The organism is Acinetobacter sp. 24-47-62 (assembly GCF_056779765.1).
Map to the genome: position 1 here is coordinate 117757 of NZ_JBWYIN010000004.1, position 22990 is coordinate 140746.

Annotated in this window: 20 protein-coding genes, 2 tRNA genes, 1 other RNA gene and 1 pseudogene; 7 read left to right on the forward strand and 17 right to left on the reverse strand. The window is 37.9% G+C overall.

Annotated features, from left to right (window positions below; translation table 11 throughout):
- Window positions 1-568: 568 nt before the first annotated feature.
- Genes AC1M87_RS04630 through sdhC form a run of 4 tightly spaced genes read right to left on the reverse strand, consistent with a single transcriptional unit; the run spans window position 569 to window position 3968 of the window.
- The gene (locus tag AC1M87_RS04630) at window positions 569-1279 is read right to left on the reverse strand and encodes a succinate dehydrogenase iron-sulfur subunit (RefSeq protein ID WP_035268507.1); all 711 of its coding nucleotides are present in this window, start codon (window positions 1277-1279) and stop codon (window positions 569-571) included.
- A gap of 14 nt (window positions 1280-1293) precedes the next feature.
- On the reverse strand, window positions 1294-3192 hold the full coding sequence (gene sdhA / locus AC1M87_RS04635) for a succinate dehydrogenase flavoprotein subunit (RefSeq protein ID WP_035268510.1): 1899 nt from the start codon (window positions 3190-3192) through the stop codon (window positions 1294-1296).
- 12 nt (window positions 3193-3204) lie between these two features.
- Entirely contained in the window at window positions 3205-3570 is a 366-nt protein-coding gene (sdhD, locus tag AC1M87_RS04640; protein WP_035268511.1) for a succinate dehydrogenase, hydrophobic membrane anchor protein, read from the reverse strand.
- Window positions 3570-3968 carry a succinate dehydrogenase, cytochrome b556 subunit gene (gene sdhC / locus AC1M87_RS04645; RefSeq protein ID WP_179997761.1) on the reverse strand — a complete coding sequence of 133 codons (399 nt, stop codon included), beginning with the start codon at window positions 3966-3968 and terminating at the stop codon, window positions 3570-3572. The genes sdhD and sdhC overlap by 1 nt, the downstream gene beginning before the upstream one ends.
- Before the next feature lie 1041 nt (window positions 3969-5009).
- Here sdhC and gltA point away from each other — a divergent pair.
- Entirely contained in the window at window positions 5010-6284 is a 1275-nt protein-coding gene (gene gltA / locus AC1M87_RS04650; protein WP_035269948.1) for a citrate synthase, read from the forward strand.
- Window positions 6285-6439: 155 nt separating this feature from the next.
- On the opposite strand, the gene AC1M87_RS04655 is transcribed toward gltA, so the two are convergent.
- Genes AC1M87_RS04655 through AC1M87_RS04665 form a run of 3 tightly spaced genes read right to left on the reverse strand, consistent with a single transcriptional unit; the run spans window position 6440 to window position 9847 of the window.
- Complete coding sequence (locus tag AC1M87_RS04655; RefSeq protein ID WP_481593075.1) at window positions 6440-8017, reverse strand: flavin-containing monooxygenase; 1578 nt, start codon at window positions 8015-8017, stop codon at window positions 6440-6442.
- A 15-nt stretch (window positions 8018-8032) separates the two neighbouring features.
- On the reverse strand, window positions 8033-8878 hold the full coding sequence (locus tag AC1M87_RS04660) for an SDR family NAD(P)-dependent oxidoreductase (RefSeq protein ID WP_180027941.1): 846 nt from the start codon (window positions 8876-8878) through the stop codon (window positions 8033-8035).
- Window positions 8879-8893: 15 nt separating this feature from the next.
- Window positions 8894-9847, reverse strand: a complete 954-nt coding sequence (locus AC1M87_RS04665; RefSeq protein ID WP_481593076.1) for a metal-dependent hydrolase — start codon at window positions 9845-9847, stop codon at window positions 8894-8896.
- 282 nt (window positions 9848-10129) lie between these two features.
- On the opposite strand from AC1M87_RS04665, the gene AC1M87_RS04670 reads away from it, so the two are divergent.
- The 3 genes from AC1M87_RS04670 to AC1M87_RS04680 all read left to right on the forward strand — a co-directional run bounded on the left by AC1M87_RS04670 (window position 10130) and on the right by AC1M87_RS04680 (window position 13597).
- Window positions 10130-10618 (forward strand): hypothetical protein, encoded by a 489-nt coding sequence (locus AC1M87_RS04670; RefSeq protein WP_481593077.1) that lies wholly within the window; start codon window positions 10130-10132, stop codon window positions 10616-10618.
- A gap of 341 nt (window positions 10619-10959) precedes the next feature.
- The gene (locus tag AC1M87_RS04675) at window positions 10960-12585 is read left to right on the forward strand and encodes an NAD+ synthase (protein ID WP_481593078.1); all 1626 of its coding nucleotides are present in this window, start codon (window positions 10960-10962) and stop codon (window positions 12583-12585) included.
- Complete coding sequence (locus tag AC1M87_RS04680) at window positions 12578-13597, forward strand: hypothetical protein (RefSeq protein WP_481593079.1); 1020 nt, start codon at window positions 12578-12580, stop codon at window positions 13595-13597. Before AC1M87_RS04675 ends, AC1M87_RS04680 begins: the two co-directional genes overlap by 8 nt.
- Window positions 13598-13632: 35 nt before the next feature.
- Here AC1M87_RS04680 and AC1M87_RS04685 read toward each other — a convergent pair.
- Window positions 13633-13709: transfer RNA gene (locus tag AC1M87_RS04685), tRNA-Met, on the reverse strand.
- 254 nt (window positions 13710-13963) lie between these two features.
- Here AC1M87_RS04685 and AC1M87_RS04690 point away from each other — a divergent pair.
- Window positions 13964-14272, forward strand: coding sequence for a hypothetical protein (locus AC1M87_RS04690; RefSeq protein WP_228133291.1), 309 nt, complete (start codon window positions 13964-13966; stop codon window positions 14270-14272).
- Between the two features lie 57 nt (window positions 14273-14329).
- On the opposite strand, the gene AC1M87_RS04695 is transcribed toward AC1M87_RS04690, so the two are convergent.
- The 4 genes from AC1M87_RS04695 to coaD all read right to left on the reverse strand — a co-directional run bounded on the left by AC1M87_RS04695 (window position 14330) and on the right by coaD (window position 15645).
- A tRNA-Met gene (locus AC1M87_RS04695) sits at window positions 14330-14406 on the reverse strand.
- A gap of 72 nt (window positions 14407-14478) precedes the next feature.
- Window positions 14479-14860: RNase P RNA component class A (rnpB, locus tag AC1M87_RS04700), an RNA gene on the reverse strand.
- Between the two features lie 28 nt (window positions 14861-14888).
- Window positions 14889-15152, reverse strand: a complete 264-nt coding sequence (locus AC1M87_RS04705) for a YfhL family 4Fe-4S dicluster ferredoxin (RefSeq protein WP_481593080.1) — start codon at window positions 15150-15152, stop codon at window positions 14889-14891.
- A 1-nt stretch (window position 15153) separates the two neighbouring features.
- Window positions 15154-15645, reverse strand: a complete 492-nt coding sequence (coaD, locus tag AC1M87_RS04710; RefSeq protein ID WP_035269911.1) for a pantetheine-phosphate adenylyltransferase — start codon at window positions 15643-15645, stop codon at window positions 15154-15156.
- Window positions 15646-15784: 139 nt separating this feature from the next.
- Here coaD and smpB point away from each other — a divergent pair, with 139 nt between their 5' ends.
- Complete coding sequence (smpB, locus tag AC1M87_RS04715; protein ID WP_035269908.1) at window positions 15785-16261, forward strand: SsrA-binding protein SmpB; 477 nt, start codon at window positions 15785-15787, stop codon at window positions 16259-16261.
- 29 nt (window positions 16262-16290) lie between these two features.
- Here the strand turns inward: smpB and AC1M87_RS04720 are convergent, their stop codons facing one another.
- From AC1M87_RS04720 to rluD, 5 genes and pseudogenes are all read right to left on the reverse strand, one after another.
- Window positions 16291-17610 (reverse strand): hypothetical protein, encoded by a 1320-nt coding sequence (locus AC1M87_RS04720; RefSeq protein WP_481593081.1) that lies wholly within the window; start codon window positions 17608-17610, stop codon window positions 16291-16293.
- A gap of 237 nt (window positions 17611-17847) precedes the next feature.
- Complete coding sequence (locus AC1M87_RS04725) at window positions 17848-19110, reverse strand: hypothetical protein (protein WP_228133287.1); 1263 nt, start codon at window positions 19108-19110, stop codon at window positions 17848-17850.
- Between the two features lie 294 nt (window positions 19111-19404).
- Window positions 19405-19971: pseudogene (locus tag AC1M87_RS04730) on the reverse strand (flavodoxin family protein).
- Between the two features lie 29 nt (window positions 19972-20000).
- The gene (gene pgeF / locus AC1M87_RS04735) at window positions 20001-20750 is read right to left on the reverse strand and encodes a peptidoglycan editing factor PgeF (RefSeq protein WP_481593082.1); all 750 of its coding nucleotides are present in this window, start codon (window positions 20748-20750) and stop codon (window positions 20001-20003) included.
- Between the two features lie 17 nt (window positions 20751-20767).
- A complete protein-coding gene (rluD, locus tag AC1M87_RS04740; RefSeq protein WP_481593083.1) occupies window positions 20768-21820 on the reverse strand; it encodes a 23S rRNA pseudouridine(1911/1915/1917) synthase RluD in 1053 nt (350 codons plus the stop codon).
- Between the two features lie 71 nt (window positions 21821-21891).
- Here rluD and AC1M87_RS04745 point away from each other — a divergent pair, with 71 nt between their 5' ends.
- Window positions 21892-22908: an outer membrane protein assembly factor BamD gene (locus AC1M87_RS04745; protein ID WP_179997751.1), complete on the forward strand. Its 1017-nt coding sequence runs from the start codon at window positions 21892-21894 to the stop codon at window positions 22906-22908.
- Window positions 22909-22990 lie beyond the last annotated feature (82 nt).

Here is a 22990-nt window from a genome sequence, read left to right on the forward strand (position 1 = left end):
CATCATCACTCATCTTTATACTCGATAAAATTACCGAGCAATTTTTGCAAATTGACTTAGAAAAAAATAAAAATATTAGTCTTTTCTAAAGCAACTTTTCAATTTCATTATCCCTGCTTTCAGCTTAACACCAAACCAACAAAATGTTGATTTAATGTACAGATTGAATAATATTCATGCTAAAAATTTTGTTCAAATCCTACCATGAACTTCACTTCAAACTGATTTTATTGACACATACCATTCATAAATTAGCTAAATACAACTATAAACCATTGAGATAATATAAGGTGCATTTAGATAAATTCTATTAAAATTCATAATTATTAGACTAAAGCCTAAAATTATAGATTTAAATACATGCAACTTGGATCATAAAACCGATATCTTAACATTTTAAAAAGATATTTGCAGATGCAAAACGTTTTCATTTATCCCTAAAGTGCATATTTTTTTATGATTGGGGCAAATCTAACCACTTCAACCAAAATATCTCGAAAACTAAATTTAACATCAAGTTTTGATTAAAAAAAAAGCACACCTAAGTGTGCTTTTTTTTGGAACAGCATTATCCAGCTTGATCTAACAACATGCTACGAATGTGACCAATCGCTTTTGTTGGATTTAGACCTTTAGGGCATACTGATACACAGTTCATGATACCTTTACAACGGAATAAACTGAAAGGATCGTCTAAACGAGCCAAACGGTCTTGAGTAGCAGTATCACGCGAATCAATAATGAAACGATATGCATTCAACAATGCTGAAGGACCCAAGAATTTATCAGGGTTCCACCAGAATGATGGGCAAGACGTTGAACAACATGCACAAAGAATACATTCATACAAACCATCAAGATGCTCACGCTCTTCTGGAGATTGTAAACGCTCTTTAGGTGGTGCAGGTTGATTATTAATCAAGAACGGTTGAATTTTGTCGTACTGATCATAGAACTGATTCATGTCTACAACCAAGTCTTTGATTACTGGAAGACCTGGTAATGGACGAATAGTAATTACTTCTGGCAAATCGTTTAGGTTCCAAAGACACGCTAAACCATTTTTACCATTGATGTTTACACCATCTGAACCACAAATACCTTCACGGCATGAACGACGGAACGTTAAAGTTTCGTCTTGAACTTTCAATGCAAGTAGCGCATCAAGCAACATACGGTGCTTATCAGTCAACTCAAGCTTGAATGTTTGCATGTACGGTGCTTTATCCTTATCAGGATCGTAGCGGTAGATATTAAATGTACGAGTACCTCTACTCATCTTACTTCTCCCAATTAGAATGTACGTGGTTTAGGTGGAATAGCATCAACTGATAAAGGCTTGTAACGTACTGGCTTGTACTCAAGACGGTTATCAGCAGAGAACCATAAAGTATGCTTCATCCACTCATCATCACGACGGCCGTAAGGATATGCTGGATGATCTGGAGATTCTTCAAAATCTACAACAGTATGCGCACCACGACATTCTTTACGTGCAGCAGCAGAGATTAAGGTTGCTTTTGCAACTTCGTATAAGTTTTCCACTTCAAGTGCTTCAATACGCGCAGTATTAAATACTTTTGATTTGTCTTTTAAGTGGATATTACGGATACGAGGCTCAAGTGCCAGAATCTCTTTCACACCTTTTTCAAGAAGTTCAGTTGTACGGAATACACCTGCATGATCTTGAACGATATCGCGAATTGCATCAGCCACTTCTTGCGCATTCTCACCAGAAGTTGACTCATCTAAGCGACGGATACGCTCGACAGTTTGCTGAAGCACAGTTGTTGGAAGCGGCGCATATTCATCACCGTGATGCTTAGTCACATAGTCAATGATATGTTCGCCAGCAGCTTTACCAAATACAACTAAGTCAAGCAATGAGTTTGTACCTAAACGGTTAGCACCATGTACAGACACACATGAACATTCGCCAATCGCATAGAAACCTTTCACTGGTTTAGTGAAATTGCGATCCGCAGCATTGGTAGAATAAGTATCGCTGTCTTTGTCGTAATGTGCTTCTAGCGGAGTAGTTTCACGCGATTCAGGAACAACAACTTGACCATGAATGTTAGTTGGAATACCACCCATTTGGTAATGGATTGTTGGTACAACAGGAATTGGCTCTTTTGTGATGTCAACGTTCGCGAACTTCTTACCAATCTCAAATACAGATGGAAGACGTTTCATGATCGTATCAGCACCCAAGTGCGTCATATCAAGAAGGATATAATCACCTTTAGGACCACAACCACGGCCTTCTTTGATCTCTTGGTCCATAGAACGTGATACGAAGTCACGTGGTGCCAAGTCTTTCAAAGTTGGAGCATAACGCTCCATGAACGGTTCGCCGTCTTTGTTACGAAGGATTGCACCTTCACCACGACAACCTTCAGTTAACAATACGCCTGCGCCTGCAACGCCCGTTGGGTGGAATTGCCAGAATTCCATATCTTGTAATGGAATACCTGCACGAGCAGCCATACCAAGACCGTCACCAGTGTTGATATATGCGTTTGTAGATGCGCGGTAAACACGACCAGCACCACCCGTTGCGAACAATGTTGCTTTCGCTTGGAATACTGCAATTTTACCTGTTTCTTGGTCAATTGCTGTAACACCAAGTACATCACCTGCTTCATTACGGATCAAATCAAGCGCGATCCATTCTACGAAGAATTGTGTACCCATTTTCACGTTGCTTTGATAAAGCGTGTGAAGAAGTGCGTGACCTGTACGGTCGGCAGCAGCACAAGCACGAGGAACAGCTTTTTCACCATAGTTCGCAGAGTGACCACCGAATGGACGTTGGTAAATTGTGCCGTCAGCGTTACGATCAAATGGCATACCTAGATGTTCAAGTTCATATACAACTTGTGGCGCTTCACGAGTCATAAACTCAATTGCGTCTTGGTCACCTAACCAGTCAGAACCTTTTACTGTGTCATAGAAATGGTAGTGCCAGTTATCTTCTTGCATGTTACCAAGAGAAGCACCAATACCACCCTGTGCAGCTACAGTGTGAGAACGCGTTGGGAATACTTTAGTCAATACCGCAACTTTCAAACCAGCTTGAGCAAGTTGGTAAGAAGCACGCATACCAGAACCACCACCACCAACGATGACAGCATCGAAAGTTTCGTGTGGAATATTTGTATAATCTTCTTTAGGGTTTATAGCGCCCATGATTGTTTCCTATCAATTCGCCCAAAAAATCTGGATTGCCCAGATCGCATATGCAAATACAGCAATAATAACTGCTGAAGTCAGTACAAGGCGTAAACCTGATGCTGATGGACCCATTTGACGAGTCGTCACATAGTCAGTGAATACTTGCCACATACCAATCCATGCGTGTGCAACAAGAGATAAGACTGCCAATAAAGATAAAATCTTCATCGGTAATGTCATCATAAAGCCGTACCACTGTTCGAAGTTGAAACCACCATTACAAAGGATCCAACCAAACACCACAACAGTATAAACAGCTAAAACTACAGCACTTACACGCTGGATAAACCAATCGCGAGAACCTGAACCCGTTAAACCAGTAGCACTTTTCATTAGAGAACGATCCATACAAATGATGCAACGATACCAATTGCAGATAAAATTAATGCGATTGTTGCTGCTACACGACCACTTTGTAACTCTTCAGCGATACCCATATCAGCAAGCAAATGCTTGATACCTGCGATGAAGTGGTAGATTAAGCCAGCGACAAATACCCATACGATGAAGCGCACGATAAAGCTATCAAAAATAGCTTGAACTTGTGCAAAGCCCTCAGGAGAAGACAATGATTTGTCTAAGATCCATAAAAGAACTGGTACGAGTAAAAATACGATGACACCTGAAAGACGGTGTAAAATAGATGCAATAGCCACAGGGGATTTTAAGTTTACGTCTAAAACTTGACCCATGGACAAATTGACAGGTCTGTTGCTTTTCACAGCGGGCATCCTGTAGTTAAAAACTCCATCCGGAGTTTGTTGGAATTAATTCGAAGGAAAGCTGGCATTTGTTAGACAAATAAATTGTCTAAACCTTTATACGACACGGAATTATAAAACGTGCAATTTCAAATTACAAACCTACGAAGCAGGCGTCAACCATAAAATATTTTTAAATAAGAATCATTTACATCTACTTTCTTACAGTTAAGTCATCTCTCTATTTAAATACAAACACTAAGCCATTAATATTTATATCAATTTATTTTAATTTAGTGTTACTGAACTCAAATGTTCGATTTGTCTTAATTAGACTAAAGCACAACTCACTACAAAAATATATTTTTTTAAGAAATATAATATTTATTTTATTTTTCAAAAATTTAAAGAAAATTAAATCTCAAATAATTTGTACTTTTAAAACTAATTAGAAAAATGAATATTGCTCACATGGTCATTGTTTTTTTATCTAATTCAATTGAGTAATTTCAAATGTAGAAAAGGATAAAAATCATATACACTTATAAATTAATTACAAAATAAACTTCATTTTCTAATGTTGAGCTCACCACTTAAAATGTAATGAAACATTATAAATTAGACACTTTTTAATCAATTAGTAAATAAAGTGAAAAAAAATATTTCATTGTCATTTTTGGTGTATTTATTCAGTCTATCATCTTAAAAAAACTGACAAATTCTATAAACAATCGCTTTTCACAACCTTTAACATATTGATAAAAGGTATTAATAATCAAGCATTACTTAGTTTAAATCATCAAAATATGCACGTTTTTGTCTTTTTTTTTATGCCACTACCGTTGAAATTGTCTTATTATACGGCGGCGCTAGTGAAAAGCAGATAAATTCCTACTGATTAACTGAGTTTAGAATCAGTCACTTTAGGTCGTCATTTTTATCCATAAGTATAATTGACAATTTTTGACTACTCACTAAGCTTAGAGCAAATTTTGAAACCGTCTAACTCACGGATTACAACAGATTATTTCGGGTTAGATAAAACATTCACCAGGACAGGAGATCTATTGAATGTCTGAAGCAACTGGCAAAAAAGCCGTATTACAGCTTGATGGCAAAGAAATTGAATTACCAATTTACAGCGGCACATTGGGCCCAGATGTAATCGACGTTAAAGATGTATTGGCCGCAGGTCACTTCACTTTTGATCCTGGTTTTATGGCTACAGCGTCTTGCGAGTCTAAAATCACATTTATCGATGGTAATAAAGGTGTTCTATTACACCGTGGTTATCCAATCGACCAACTAGCTACTAAAGCTGATTATTTAGAAACTTGCTACTTATTATTAAATGGTGAGCTTCCTACAGCTGAGCAAAAAGAAGAGTTTGACGCTAAAGTTCGTAACCACACTATGGTTCACGATCAAGTTAGCCGCTTCTATAACGGTTTCCGCCGTGATGCACACCCTATGGCGATTATGGTTGGTGTTGTTGGTGCGTTATCAGCGTTCTATCACAACAACCTTGATATCGAAAATGTTGATCACCGTGAAATTACTGCGATCCGTTTGATTGCTAAAATTCCTACCCTTGCTGCATGGAGCTACAAGTATACTGTTGGTCAACCATTCGTTTACCCACGTAATGACTTAAGCTATGCAGAAAACTTCTTGTACATGATGTTTGCTACTCCAGCAGATCGTGATTACAAAGTTAACCCTATTCTTGCAAAAGCAATGGATCGTATCTTCACGCTTCATGCTGACCATGAACAAAATGCTTCTACGTCTACAGTACGTTTAGCTGGTTCTACTGGTGCTAATCCGTATGCATGTATCGCTGCTGGTATCTCTGCACTTTGGGGCCCTGCTCACGGTGGTGCAAACGAAGCTGTTCTTAAGATGCTTGATGAAATCGGCTCTGTAGAAAACGTTGCTGGCTTCATGGAAAAAGTGAAGACTAAAGAAGTTAAACTTATGGGCTTCGGTCACCGTGTTTATAAAAACTTCGATCCACGTGCTAAAGTAATGAAAGAAACTTGTGATGAAGTTCTTGGTGCTTTAGGTATCAATGATCCACAGTTAGCTTTAGCAATGGAATTGGAGCGTATCGCACTTTCTGATGAATACTTCATCAAGCGTAACCTTTATCCAAACGTTGACTTCTATTCAGGTATCATCCTTAAAGCGATTGGTATCCCAACAGAAATGTTCACTGTAATCTTCGCACTTGCACGTACTGTTGGTTGGATCAGCCACTGGTTAGAAATGCACAGCGGCCCATACAAGATCGGACGTCCTCGTCAGCTTTACACTGGCGAAGTTCAACGCGATATCGTTCGTTAATTCGAACTACGTCGACAGTCAAAAAACCACCCTTTGGGTGGTTTTTTATTATCTGATTAACAACAAAATATTGTTTTCAGTCCTGATGAAATACAAACCTCGTATATATAGAATATCTACAAACAAAAAAAGCCTGATTAAATCAGGCTTTTTGATCAGTGTTGTGAATAATGATCCAAGTTTAATGAGCTTAACTGCTGTTTTAATTTTGCAAGAGACCATGGCCATGCTGCAAAGTTACGACCATTTTCATCCAAATAGTAACTCTTACAGCCACCTGCATTAAATACAGTGGTTTTAAGATGCTTTTGAACCAATTGATTATGTCGCTTAACAACGTCGTCTTTAATCACAAGCTTGTTAATATTTTGCCTTTTGATCTTTAGTAGGCCATCAAGAATATAATCTAATTGAGCTTCAGCAATACCAATAAATGAGTCATAAACCAGAATATTTGGTCCTAACACCAAAAATGCATTTGGTACATTGGTAATACTTGCACCTAAATAAGCTTCTGGTGAACTATTTTTCCAGCGATCCGCTAAGAGCTTCCCATCCATATCATAAATGCGCTTACCAATTGGCGGATGCGATACCTCAAAACCCGTACCCCAAATGATGACATCTACTTCATGACGCTCACCATTGGCCGCAACAACCGTATTCCCATCAATCTCAACCAACCCCTCATTGATTAGTTTCACATTATCTTGTTGCAATGCTGGATAGTAATTGTTGGCAAATAAAAGACGTTTACAGCCAATATCAAAATTTGGTGTGACTTTTTTTCTTAATTCATCATCTTGAATTTGCAACTTCAATAATTGTTTGCTTAAGAAATTCACAGGCTTCAGCACTTTCGGATTACGCAAACCAAAGTTAATGCCATTTAAAATTTGGGCAATACTGCTCCGCCAAGTGGATTGAATCACGGGAAATTTCTGGATCAGTGATTTCGCTTGATCATTCAAATTCATATCAGCTTTTGGCAACACCCAAGGTGCTGTACGCTGAAACACAAAGAGTTCTTTCGCTAATGGCTGAACCTGAGGAATAAATTGAATCGCTGAAGCACCTGTACCAATAACAGCAATACGTTTACCTTTCAGATCGTACTCATGATTCCATCTTGCAGAATGAAACATTACCCCCTTGAAACTTTCTATGCCCTTAATTTTTGGAAATGAAGGCTCAGTAATCGGTCCCGTTGTAAAGATTACCGTTTTTGCTAGATACTTTCCTTGAGAAGTTTCTAACGACCACTGCGCCTTCTCGTTATCCCAACGTGCTGTTTTTAATTCATGATTAAATTGGATTTTTTCAGTCAGTTGATGCTTCTCAACCACTTCCTCAAGATAACTTAAGATTTCTGGCTGCTTGGCAAACAAATGACTCCATTTGTGACTTGGCGAAAAGGAAAAAGAATATAAGGCTGAAGGAACATCACATCCACATCCTGGATAATTATTATCGCGCCATGTACCACCAACTCGGTTCGCTTTTTCCAGCACAATGTAGTCGCGATATCCTGCCTGATTCATTTTATATGCCGCAGCGATACCGGAAATACCTGCACCAACAACAACCGTGTCATACACCTTTTGTGATTGTTCGACTTTAAGTTCTTTATCTGCGTTATTTTTTTTCTTTACTTTTACTTCTGCTTTTTCAGATTGATCAGCAGTTTGAATTTTTAAATCTGCATTGCTCTCTAATTCGTTATCGAGTGTCATTCTTTTATCTCTCTATTATTTTACAAAACGCTTAAACCATGGATAACCTACACCTAACATTTTGGTATATAAGGTCGGTGAAGCACGCTTCATCAACCAAAATAATTTCGCGTCTGGTTGTGGAATCGTATAAAGAATGCCTTTATCTAAATTGTTTAAGGTTTTTTGTGCAACTTGATCGCTTGTGACAAATGCATGATTCTGCAATAAATCATCCGCTAAACCCGAGTAATTGGAAGGTAATCGCCCATTCTTCATAATATTAGTAGGTACTAAAGTTGGGCAAAGCACATTCACACGGATATTATCTTGATGTAGTTCTGCAGATAACGTTTCAGATAATGCAAGTACACTAGATTTCGTCACGTTATAAGCTGTCATTTCAGGTGCAGCTGTAAATCCTGCTGCTGAAGCAACATTAATAATTGCCCCATAACCTTGTTGTTTAAACTTCGGTACAAAAAAGTGGCAACCATGAATCACGCCCCATAAGTTGACATGCATACACCATTGCCAATCTTCTAGTGTCATCTCATCAAACTTACCACCTAACCCCACGCCAGCATTATTAATAACAAGTGTCACAGGATGATTAAAAAGGTTTTCTGCTTGATTCGCCACTCGCTCAACATCTTCCTTTTTTCCCACATCGCAGGATTCAGCAAATGCTTTTTGCCCTGTGGTCTGAGAAATCAGCTGAACAGTTTCTTCAGCTGCAGCTAAATTAATATCAGCACACACCACTTGACCACCACGTTTTGCAATTTCCAATGCAAAACTGCGTCCAATACCACTTCCCGCACCCGTTACCACAGCATAAGCCTGATGGCTCGGTTTAATTTTCTTCTTAAAAAAAAGCATGAACTATCCTTATTCTTATACCTTTAAAGCTGGCATGAATTCCTTCGTAAAGTATGGTGTCAAAATACCATCCACTGGATTTAATAAACGTTCTTTGTAGTACTCTAAAAATGCTGATGTATCATGATCATTCGGATGGAAGTCTGGTTTGAGATATTCAAAAATATGTTTGAGCGAACTGCCATAAACACCATCTTTTAGACCAAAAATCAAACCTACACTTCGGTACATATCTTTGTAATAACTTAAACTGATTAGATTTGATGGCTTACGATAAAATGGCACAATTAAGGCTGCAGCAGAAATCAGCACTAAAATCGTAATAAGCGCTGGGAAAAAGCCTGCTATTCTTAAAGCATAGTTACTCGAAAGAAGTTGGAACACATCATATGCAATATCTTTATGCTCTGATTCCTCAAGCATATGCCACATCCAAATTGCGCGTTGTTTCTCATCTTGAGATTCGAAGAAAATATGCTCATGATTCATCATGTATTCAGCAAGCACTGCGGTAAAATGCTCAATCCCAGCCATAAGCGATAATTTCATTGGCTGAGGCAACCGATTAAAACCATATTCAAAAACGTGATGCGCCAGAAATCTAAACAATTTGACAGGCAAATCTGCCTTTAAAAAAGCGTCATTTAATTCTTCATGAAGTTTAGAATGTAAAGCTTCTTGCCCAATCAGCGCTGTCACTCTTTGCTTCAGTAATGGATCTTGAATAAAGTCACGATGATAACGTGCTGTATCAATAACGAGATCCTCACCATAGGTTAAAAAAATTGAAAGTGAGGCAAAGTAAGCACTTGCTAATTCCGCATTCAAATAAAATTTTGGATCAATCTTTTGATGATCAAAATCAAATTTCATATGACGAATTGGAATAGCTTTTGATTGATTCTCAGGATCAAATTTAGAACCGTTTAGAAATTTTGAAATTTTTTTTAGTGGCTGAGTTAATAACATGGCGAACCTTCTCTTTTATCTCAGTGAATAAATTCAAATAATGTGAATTCTTCGACGTTTCTAAAAAATTAAGATAAAAAGACGAAATAGCCATTTGCATAATAAATCTTTAGAGATGGCATAATTGCTCATTCATCAAGATTGTCTAACAAAATTATTAAGTTTTAATCAGTAAATACCATTTCATTATCATTAAAGGTCAACACCATTTTTAACAAGTAATGATTCAAATTAGTGATATTTTGAGTGTCACATAAACTTTAAGTAGATTAAGAAATAAGTATGATGTTGTGGATGCCACTTATTTTAAAATGGATAAAATTTGACGCTTTTAGATGTAGATCACTCACCCAAGGTGAAATCACGTTAAGCCAAAGTGTCTTTGGTGATCTTATAGATTATAACAGGGTGAAAATCATGAATCATCCGTTTCTACCGTGGCAACCCTCAGCGGTATTTATGGCGCCAAAGGGCTATTTGCATATTCGCAACAAACATTTCAAAACTGACTATTCGAAAGAAAATAAAATCTATCAAGGAATTTTCATTCACGAGATGACTCATATTTTACAACACCAACAAGGACAAAATGTTTTGCTCAAAGGCGCTTTTCTTCAAAGTGCGTATTTTATTTCCTTCAAAAAGTATAATCCTTATGCCTATAAATTTGACCCTAAAAAAAATTTCAATGACTACAACATTGAACAACAAGGCGATATAGCTAGAGATATATTTTTGAAAAAGATTCCGAATATTATTTTGAATCAATAAAAATTGTAAAATTAAAAGAATATTTTTTATTCAAGCTATTGATTTGTAAATTAGAAACACCATATCAGCTTTGACATCTGATTTACTGTGTCGCAAATCCATTACGATTTAATTTTTTATGTACAAACAATGGCAAAAGCTAGTATCTACTTTTATTTTAGATAGAATACATATGAATCGTAGTTTTTGCTGTGCAAGAAATAAGATCTTTTATCATGTTTTAATGATGTAAATTTGAGCCATTTGGCAGTTATGTAATATCACATACACACAGCTGAATAATTACTCCAATAAAATCAGCACGTGCTGTATATAAACCTATAGGATAGGACTTGGTTTAAATGAATAGTTTTAAAGTTTCTCTTGCTCAATTCTCTCCATTTGTCGGCAATTTAGAAGCCAATGTTCAACGAATGATTGAACTCGCTAACGAAGCCAAACAGCAAAATGCCAATATCATTGTGTTTCCTGAACTTTCGACCATTGGTTATCCTGCAGAGGATCTTCTACTTCGTCCAAGCCTAAGCAAACGTACAGCATCAGCTTTCGAAAAACTGGCTGAAGTGAAAGACATTGTGATGGTATTTGGTTTTGTTAATCAAGCTGATTCGGGTGCACGCTATAACTCTGCAGCCGTTATGAAAGATGGGCAAGTATTAGGTATTTATAACAAGCAAAATTTACCAAATTATAGTGTTTTTGATGAAAAGAGATATTTCGCTGAGGGTCATCAACACCTTGTATTTGAATATTTAGGACATAAATTCGGTGTATTAATTTGCGAAGATGTCTGGACACTTGAGAGTGTTCAACAACTTGCCAAACTAAATGTTGAAACTGTTCTTGTGTTAAATGCCTCACCATACGAAGTTGGAAAGCCTCAACACCGTGTTGTTACACTTAAAGAGTTAGCTAAACAATTGAATCTCAATCTTGTTTATGTCAACCAAGTGGGCGGGCAAGATGATCTCATTTTCGACGGAACAAGTTTCGTTGTAAATGCAAACGGTGAAGTTGTACTTGAAGCACCAAGCTTCAAAGAAGACCTTTTTCATGTTGAATATGAAGCAGAGCTTAAATCTTTTAAAGCCACTATCAAAGCACCTGCATTAGATACGATTGCAGAAATTTACCAAGCTTTGGTTTTAGCAACACGAGATTATGTACACCGCTCAGGTTTCCCTGGCGTCATTCTTGGTCTCTCTGGTGGTATTGACTCAGCGCTTACTCTTGCAATCGCTGTCGATGCTATTGGAGCAGATAAAGTTCAAGCGGTTATGATGCCTTATACATATACTTCTCAAATCAGCGTTGAAGACGCGACTGAGCAGGCAAAACGTATGGGAGTCACTTTTGGTATTGCGGAAATTCACCCAATCGTCAACAGCTTTATGCAGACATTACACCCATTCTTCGGCAATTCTCCTGCTGATGCAACTGAGGAAAATTTACAAGCTCGCGCACGCGGCACCTTATTAATGGGTCTGTCGAATAAATTTGGTAATCTTGTTTTATCTACAGGTAACAAATCTGAATTTTCTGTTGGTTACTGCACACTGTACGGTGATATGGTCGGTGGTTTTGCTGTACTTAAAGATGTTTATAAAACGATTGTATTTGAGTTAGCAAAATACCGTAATAGTTTGGAAGATACGCCTGTAATCCCTGAACGTGTGATTACTCGCCCACCTTCTGCTGAATTACGCCCTGATCAAAAAGATCAAGACTCATTACCACCTTACGATGTTCTTGATGCAATTTTATATGCATATATTGAAGAAGATCAGAGTCTTGAAGATATTATTTCTAAAGGTTTTGATCGAGATATCGTGACTAAAGTCATTGGATTGGTTGATCGCAACGAATATAAGCGCCGTCAGGGTGCAATTGGTCCACGTATATCCTCTCGTGCATTTAGCCGCGAACGCCGCTATCCAATCGTAAATGGATGGAAAGCAGGTGTCTAACTCGACACAACTCAATCAATTTGCTCAAGCACTTATGCTTGAGCAAATTCGGTTTACGCAACAGTATTTATTAAATGCTGAATCTAATGCTGTACTAGACACGTTTGTTTCAGAGGCTTATGCTCAGTTCAATCGAATCAAACTAAAAGACATTGTAAATCTTGAACAACTTCATGCTGTTGTTTCAAAATATGCTTTTGAATTAAATCTTGGACCTGATTTACTAGAGTTTATTGGCGCAGTTGCACAACGTATTTACCTTCATTTAAAGGATTCAAATGCTTTAATCGGAGATTTAATTTCTGACCAAGATTTTGGGCTATGGCTAAATAAAATTCTTGAATTAGATCAAGTACGTTATGGTTTAAAACAACAAATTTTAAGTAATGAGAAGGCGCATGCAGTAAGTCTTCAATTAGCAAATCAAATTTTAGAAAAATATACACCTTGGCTGGATAGGCTTCGAAAAAATAAAGTTCAAAATAATACGGTCAAATCAAAGATTTTTAATTTTCTCCAAGATCAGCAACACACATTAGAGTTAAAACTAGAATCCCAACTTGCAAATGCAATATTGGTTCAATTAGGCGAAATTATCACACTGCCTCAAAATGAACTTTATGAAATCATTCAACATATTTGGTCAGATCTCCAATTTCAAAAAATTTCAGCTCAGCTTGAGCAGATTGAAGCCATTGATGTCGAAGATTTTTTTATTCTGGTCTATGAAACCTGGAGAAATTTACGCCAGTCCTCTGAGATTCAGTCCATCATTTTAGAAGTGGTTGATGAGTTCTATGAATATTTTGGTGATTACAGTTTACAAGCTTTACTCACGGCTGTTGGACTAACTCAAGAAGATTTAGTGATCGAAGCACATCGTTTTGCACCTCAGCTTATCAGCATGTTAAATGATTTTGGCGTTCTAGAACAATTAATTCAAAGTTTGATTCAGCCTTTTTATCAAGCACAATCTACACTTGATATTATCTCAAAACATTTTGAGAAATAAAAAAAAGACCATGCGGTGAGCATGGTCTATAAAAATGGTGGCTATGACGGGACTTGAACCTGTGACCCCCGCATTATGAGTGCGGTGCTCTAACCAACTGAGCTACATAGCCGTAAACTGTGTGCGCATTATCTTAAGTTATCGTTGTATCGTCAAGCATACGAAAGCACTAATGATCACCCTTTATACAAATAAACCTTATTTGAACAAAATTAATCCATAATTATATGATTTTATTGTAATAGTAAGGTTTCAATGACATCAAAATCATGCTCAATCCTCAATATTTCATTCTCATATGCTCTTTAAGCCTTGTGAGCGGATGCCAAACTTCATCCCATATTTGTGAATTATCACGGTGTACGCATGGATGTCGCTCAATGGATCAATGCTCAAAACTTTATAACCATGCAACAAAAACGAACTCTAGTTCAATTAAGCCGTGCTCAACAAAAGCTCGTGCATATTGATGTCATTCCTGAAGATCATAAACTTGCCGTGAGTAAAGAGAATGCGGTTGCTCTTCATTGTGCACAGCTTTATTTGTCTGAGCAAAAAATTGAAAGCTTGCAAAATATTGTGTTTTCAAATGTAAATCAGACAGCCGTTTTAGCACAATTTGAACAAGAGTTTCCAAAAATTAAGCTAGATTCTCAGCTTATTCAGTGCCAATGAAAACTCAAGATTTCACACATAAAAAAAGACCACACTAGTGAGTGTGGTCTATAAAAATGGTGGCTATGACGGGACTTGAACCTGTGACCCCCGCATTATGAGTGCGGTGCTCTAACCAACTGAGCTACATAGCCGTAAACTGTGGCCGCATTATCTACTTGATTGATGTATCCGTCAAGTAATATCGGCACTGTTTGATCAAAATTTGTTGAAGTGAGCCGATAAGCCGGGTTCTGTCTAGAACGATCATTCCTCTAGGCATACAATCACTCATATGCTCAAGCGACCTACCCGAATCCAGTATGGGCCATACCTTAAGGATTCCTATTTGGTCTTGCTTCAAGTGGGGTTTACCATGCCATGAACTGTTACCAGTCATGCGGTGCGCTCTTACCGCACCCTTTCACCCTTACCATTCTCTAGGCTAAACCGAAGTTCAGTTGCAAAATGGCGGTCTACTCTCTGCTGCACTTTCCGTAGGCTTACGCCTCCCAGGCGTTACCTGGCACCTTGCCCGATGAAGCCCGGACTTTCCTCCCCTGCTTTAGTCACGAAGACCTCCACAGCAGCGATCGTCTGGCTCACTTCAAGTGGCGCATCTTAACAAACTTTGAGATCAATTGCTCGTGCTTTTTTGAGCAATTAGTTTTTTATACTTTTCCAGCAATTCATCCTCAGATTCCACATGATTAGAATCTTTAGGAATACAGTCTACTGGGCAGAATAATGAACACTGGGGTTGGTCATGATGACCAACACATTCAGTACATAGGTTTGGATCAATTTCATAGATCAGTTCACCCATATAAATCGCTTCATTTGGGCATACAGGCTCACAAACGTCACAATTGATGCACTCATCCGTAATAATTAAAGACACTCTACCAACCTTGCTGATGCTTACGTTCAAATGCCTCAACAACTGCTTTTGGCACAAATTTCGTCACATCACCTTTCAAACGTGCAATTTCACGAACTAACGTGGATGAAATAAACGAGTATTGCTCTGACGGCGTTAAAAATACAGCTTCAAAATTTGAATCTAATTGACGATTCATATTTGCAAGTTGAAACTCATATTCAAAGTCAGATACTGCTCTTAAACCTCTGAGTACAGCTGTTGCCTTTTGCTCTTGAAAAAAATTCACCAACAAACCATCAAAACCAACAAATTCTACGTTATCTAAATGGCTTAATGATGATTTTGCAAGCGCAACTCGCTCATCTAAACTAAACACTGGATTTTTGTGATGACCAATTGCAATCGCAACTACAACTTCATCAAACATTTTTGCAGCACGAGAGACAAGATCAATATGACCATTGGTAATAGGATCGAATGTTCCCGGATAGATGACACGAGTTTTAGACATCCATTTATACTCTAAGATTATTATGTAGGCGCATAGTTTAACAAAAACTCAATTCACACGCACACTTGTTGACAGTGAAATGACTTCACCTCAAGCCAAGTTTGAGGCAAAATAGGCCTAATCTTGGAATATTTGTATTATGTCGAAATCGATTGTAGTTAAAAAAAATAATAGTGGCACTATTGCGCTAAATAAACGTGCACGTCACGATTATTTTATTGAGGAAAAATTTGAAGCTGGTTTAGCGTTACAAGGTTGGGAAGTAAAATCTCTTCGCGCTGGACGCATGAGTATCACGGAAAGCTATATTATTTTCAAAAATAATGAAGCTTATTTATTTGGTGCTCAAATTCAACCTCTTCTTTCTGCTTCAACTCATATCGTTCCCGAAGCAACACGTACTCGTAAGCTACTTCTTTCACGTCGTGAACTCGAGAAACTCCAAGGGGCGATCAATCAAAAAGGTTACACATGTGTACCTTTGGCGTGCTATTGGAAAGGTCGTTTAGTCAAACTCGAAATTGCGCTTGTTAAAGGTAAACAGTTACACGACAAACGTGCCACTGAAAAAGACCGCGATTGGCAGCGTGATAAAGCAAGAATTTTTCATAAATAAAAAAAACGCTCATATGAGCGGTTTTTTTATTAACAGAACCTTAAACTTCCATAACAGTTTGGAGCAAAGGTTTGATTTTTAAGTTGTAGATCTTTTAATGGAAAATTTACATTGGTATTCGGCAAATGAACATTTCCAACACCAAGTTTGTCACCAAACAGACAATCAAGTGCATTACAAGATGGAGGATTTCGACTGATATAATCACTGATTGGTCCAACCACTTGTTTTAACACATCATTTGTAATATCAATACGCTTCTCAGGTGTAACATCTCCAATATTGATCGAATCATTAAATGCCATCCACCAACCTTGCTGTGCAGCAACATCAGCATTTGGCCACCAGATCTCACTATTTTGAACAGAGAGTGAGAATGGATTGTTTACAGGGATTTTATGAATTAAACCTAGATTTTGATCTACCGTAATGTTGGCTTTTAAGCCCGTAATGTTACCACTGACCTCTTTTTGCAAATTCAGCAATCCTACCCCTAGCACTTGGATATTAGCCTTGAGATCACCACCAAAATTCAACTGATTAATATTGGCAACACCTGTCAGCTGTGCAGAACTCATTCGAGTACCAGAGACCGTAGTGCCATTGATTTGAATTGGTGCTGTCGTTTCTTGTAATGCTAGATTATAACTATCCGATTTAAAATCGAGTGTCAGAGTAGGTGCAATAATACAAATCACACAAATTCTTGCATTCACTTTTCCATTAATGGTTTGACCAGTATCGGCATAGGTCATACTTCGAGCATTAGTATAGCCCATACCCTGAGTGGGATTAATTTTTAAATAACCACTGAGTGAGTTAATACCATTCGGTTTATCAGAGTTTTCATCACCAAGCGTCAGTAAACCTAATACTTTTTCAGCACTGAGACGCAAACCCACAACTTCTCGAGTTGATGCCGATGTTGGATTTTTTACCGCAAACTCTAAAAATGGATTGGTTAACTTGGCTGAAGAACCTGCACGACCTTCTCTGGTGTCTGACACACCACTCAAACTCAGATTTTCGATATCAATGTCACATCCACCTGCTCCATTAATACCACCACAGCCAAGTTGTAAATGCTTAATATTTGCATTGAGTTCTATATCTGCTTCCATTCCAAGCTTATAAAAGCCAACGCCTTTACCTCGCATATTGTTTGCCCCGTCATTGGGATCAATATAACTCATACTTAATAAAGCTTGACCGTTTGTCGCAGATAACTCTTCATCAGTCATCATTTTTAAATCATTCTGAATGTTATTAGCAGTTGCAGACAAAGGAATCAACACTAAGCAAGATGTTGATAAAATCAATTTGATAGAAACAAGTAAACTCTTCAACATTAGAGTCTCCGTATTATTTTTATTCAGGCTTAATCCATAAGCAACAGCATTACTATCTATAAATTAATGAAAAAAATAAAGAGGCTCAAAACTTGACTTAACGAATTGAAATAGAGAAATAATAATAAAATTGAATATTTTTAGAGACTTAAATCACAATCAACAGTATTAATATGTGATGTAAATAATCATTTATCCGATGAAATGCGAACTCAAAAACTCAAGTACATCACCTATTTAACAGAATCTTAAATTTCCATAACAGTTTGGAGCAAAGGTTTGATTTTTTAGTTGCAAGTCTTTTAATGGAAAATTCACACTTGTATTCGGTAAATTGACATTACCTACACCTAACTTATCCCCAAAAAGACAATTCAAGACAGTACATTCGATGGGATTTCGAGTAATGTATTCACCAATAGGTCCAACCACTTGTTTTAATACATCATTAGTAATATCAATACGTTTCTCAGGTGTAACATCCCCAATATCAATTGAATCATTAAATGCCATCCACCAACCTTGCTTTGCGGCAACATCAGCATTTGGCCACCAGACCTCACTATTTTGTAGAGAAAGTGAAAATGGGTTGTTGAGCATGATTTTATGGATAAAGCCTAGGTTTTGATCAACAGTAATATTGGCTTTTAAACCTGTAATATTTCCAGTCACTTCTTTTTGTAAATTTAATAACCCAAGAGATACATTTAAGGAAGCCTTTAAATCACCATCAAAGTACAGTGGATTGATATGCGCGATACCACTTAACCTTGCAGAGTTCATTCGAGTGCCAGATATCACAGCACCATTCAGTGTTAATGGAGCTGAGGTTTCTTGTAACGCGAGGTTGTAATCATCAGATTTAAATCCTAATGGAATCCCTAAACATCCCAAGATTGGTATACAAATGTTTGGCTTTACTCTCCCATCGATCGTTAAATTAGTATCGCTATAGGACATATTACGAGCATTGGTATAAGCCATACCTTGGGTCGGATTAATTTTTAAATAACCACTGAGTGAGTTAATGCCATTCGGTTTGTCAGAGTTTTCATCACCAAGCGTCAGCAAACCTAATACTTTTTCAGCACTGAGACGCAATCCAACGACTTCTCGCGTTGATGCCGATGTTGGATTTTTTACCGCAAACTCTAAAAATGGATTGGTTAACTTGGCTGAAGAACCTGCACGACCTTCTCTGGTGTCTGACACACCACTCAAACTCAGATTTTCGATATCAATGTCACATCCACCTGCTCCATTAATACCACCACAGCCAAGTTGTAAATGCTTAATATTTGCATTGAGCTCTATATCTGCTTCCATTCCGAGTTTATAAAAGCCAACGCCTTTACCTCGCATATTGTTTGCCCCATCATTGGGATCGATATAACTCATACTTAATAAAGCTTGACCAGAAATGTCAGACAACTCCCGATCGTCCAATTTTTCCATGGTTGTTTGAGCGTGCACCAGTGGTGATAACATGAGAACAAACATTAAAACAGCTGAATTGAACCCAATATTTTTTGAAGTGTAGGTCATGAATGACTCCAAACCTTGTAATTTTTAGGCAACCAAGTCCAATGGCGCACGTTTTTTATTCGATGATTAATTATAATTATTTTTAAAATTTAATGTGAAATATTTAACACTATTTTGTAATTAATTGATCAGCTCTTTGTCTGAATAAACAATTATAAATTTAATTTCAACAACCTAGTTAACTTCACTTCATTTCATCATTACATTTCAAGCGAGCAATAAATAATTAAATTAGATGAAAATGATTTTTTAATCCATGCAATTTAACCTGAATACGGTATTCGCTAAATGTTCACCAAACCATGTGGCCGTTTCAATATCCCCACTCGGAGGTGTTACCTCCACAGGCGCATTATCAGACTGCGTCATGAGTCCCCAAAAAACTAGACATACGATTGAGATCTTGATGCGATCTACCTGTAGACATTAGCGGTAGTACAGACCAAATCATGCCATGTTGCATTGCAAAAAGATTGATATGCTGAAGCACAGCCAACTTATATCCACTTAATCCTCCACCATTTGTGAAACCAGCTGCCAATTTGCCCTGCTATGTTCTCGCTAGCCAACGCTTTGAAGATTGCTCCATAAATAATTTCAACGCTGAGGTTAGACTTCCCATATAAGTAGGACAGCCAAATACAATAGATTCAGCTTGATCAAGCAACTCAACTCCCAGTTCACGTCTGTAACATTGATGAGCAATACCTCAATATTGAGTTTTTGTGCACCAATGGCGATATGTTCGGCGACTTTCTGAGTGTGACCAAATGGGCTGTGATAAACGATAGCGATGCTTTTACGAAATTTGGTCATGGTATGAAACTTTGAAAAATCAAATGAGTTTATTGATTACTGTGCATAAATACGAATGTTGCCATGCGACCAGTTTTGGAATTACGGCGATGAGAATAATATGTTTGATCCTCCGTGTAACTGCACCGCTCACCTCCAAGAACCTGTTCCACCCCTAAACTTTTCAATATATGGCGAGCAATCGCATACAGATCTGCGTAATACTTACCCTCTAGATCTCCCTTTTGAAATGCTGAACTTAATTCTGGAATCCTATCGCAGAATGTGTGCATTACTTCTTCACCCACTTCAAAGCATGGCTGACTAATTGCCGCACCTAACCACGCCCAAGAGGGTTGAGTGCTCATGGCATTGACTGTATTTTCAATAATGCCATTTGCCAATCCTCGCCAACCTGCATGCAAATTAGCGACTTCAGTACCATCTTTGTTACCGAGAACCACCGGTAAACAATCTGCCGTCATCATCATTAATGCATGTTGTTTTTGCTGTGTCACTAAACCATCGCCATTTAGGGCGTGTAAGCTCATGTCATCATTTACAACGTGACAGATTGTACTGTGCGTTTGGTTCATCCAAGTTAATCGATTCACCCCATAGACTGAAAAGTCATTTAACAAGCTCATTCTATGCCGATGAACACGTTCTGATTGATCATTTACATGCAACGCCAAGTTAAAACCTTCTAAATCAGTCTGTGGTGTTTTCAGTGCGTGAGGGTGACTCAATTCTGTTTGTCCTACCACGACACCTTTGGGCAAACCTTGCACAATTTGCATGTAAACTTTCCTTTAATTTAGTAAGCCTTATTTTCCGTACGAAGAGTCTCAAGTAATGCTGTGAAATCTTCAGGCCATGGTGCTTCAAACATCATTTCTTCACCTGTCCGTGGATGTACTAACCCCAATTTTGATGCATGAAGTGCTTGACGTCTAAACTCTCGTAAATGAGTAGCAAGTTTTTCCGAAGCACCCGCAGGTACTTTGACACGACTGACATACACTGGATCACCGACCAAAGGAAAACCAATATAAGTGAAATGAACACGAATCTGATGAGTACGTCCAGTTTCTAATTGTGCTTGAACACGTGTGAAATTTTGGAATCTTTCTTTCACATTATAGTGAGTCACGGCATCACGACCACCTGGTAAGATCGCCATTTTTACACGATCTACGGGATGACGTTTAATCGGTTCATCAATTTTACCGCCTGCAATAATATTGCCATAACAAATCAAATCATAAATTCGATAAACTGATTTTTTCGCCAACTGTTTACTTAAGGAAAATTGAGCTTCTAAATTTTTAGCTACAACCAAGAGACCACTAGTATCTTTATCGATACGGTGTACTAGACCAGCTCGAGATAATTCTGCTGATTTTGGAAAATGATATAAAAGTGCATTAACCAAAGTACCATTCGGGTTTCCTGCGCCAGGATGTACAACCATCCCCACTGGCTTGTTAATGACTAAGATGTCATCATCTTCATAAATAATATCTAAAGGGATATTTTCAGGTTGACTGGTGACTTGGGCTTCAAGCTCTACATTAAGCGTGAGTAGCTCATTCCCTTCACTTTTATATTTTGGTTTCACAACTTGACCATTTACCAACAAATGACCATCCTTCAACCATTGTTTCAATTTTTCACGCGAAAATTCGTTCCAAGCGAGCGCAGCAACTTGGTCTATTCGCTGACCAAGAGAACTCTCATCCACTTGAAATTGCAACGATAAACGTGTTGCAGTTGGGGCTGAAGTATGGTTATCTGCATCCTCAGAATCTTCAAGTAAATTGATGTCGATTTCTGGGAAATTAGAATTAGAAGTTTGTGCTGAAGTCATTTGCTCATTCGGACAAAAGTGGTTTAATAGTGCAATTGTAGCCTATTGCCCGTATAAACAGAGGAATTTTTATGTCGCTACCACGTTATAAAGTTACGATGCTTGCTTTATCGCTAGGCTTAGCAGCAACATTTGTGGGCTGTAGTAGTAATCCCAAGAAGGATGTTGTGGATACTGGACCTAAATCAACCGAACAATCTTATTTCGATAAAGCACAAAAAGCATTAGATCGTGGTCAATATAGCGATGCAGCACAATCATTAGAAGCAATTGAAACTTATTACCCTACAGGTCAATATACTCAACAAGCTCAACTCGATCTTTTATATGCTCGTTTTCAACAAAAAGACTATGAAGCTGTTATTGCGCTAGCAGACCGTTTTATTCGTTTAAATCCTCAACATCCTAATGTTGATTATGCTTACTATGTTCGTGGTGTGGCGAATATGGAGCAAAACTATGATGGTCTCATCCGCTATACATCACTCCAACAGGCTCATCGTGATGTCAGCTATTTAAAAGTTGCATATCAAAATTTTGTTGATTTCATTCGTCGTTTCCCAAGTAGTCAGTATGCTGTAGATGCTGCTCAGCGCATGAAATTTATTGGTCAAGAACTTGCTGAAAGTGAAATGAATGCGGCTCGCTTTAACTTAAAGCGTAAAGCTTGGCTTGCAGCAGTTGAGCGTGGACAATGGGTTGTGGAACATTTCCCTCAAACACCTCAAGTACCAGAAGCGCTTGCAACGATTGCTTACGGATACGATAAACTCGGTGACAAGGCAACATCTCAACAATACGTTGAAGTGCTAAAGCTAAACTACCCCCATCTTGTGAAGTCTAATGGTGAGGTCGATTTACGCGCAGCACGTAAAGATGGAAGTTGGTTAAATCGTGCAACCTTGGGTATTTTAGGTCGTGAGGCACGCAGCCAAACAACGGCAGAAGTATCAGCAGAGCAATCTGACAACACCAATACACAACCCGGTTTATTGAATCGCTTAAGCTTTGGCTTGCTTGGTAATAAAGATCACAATGTTGAAAGTGCGCCAGCAAATGAAAGTATGTACGACCCACAGCGTCAATAATCCATTCTTATGAATCAAAAAAGGTGGGATTACCCACCTTTTTTATTGCATGGATTTATTTATCGTCTTAAGTGTTTAGGAT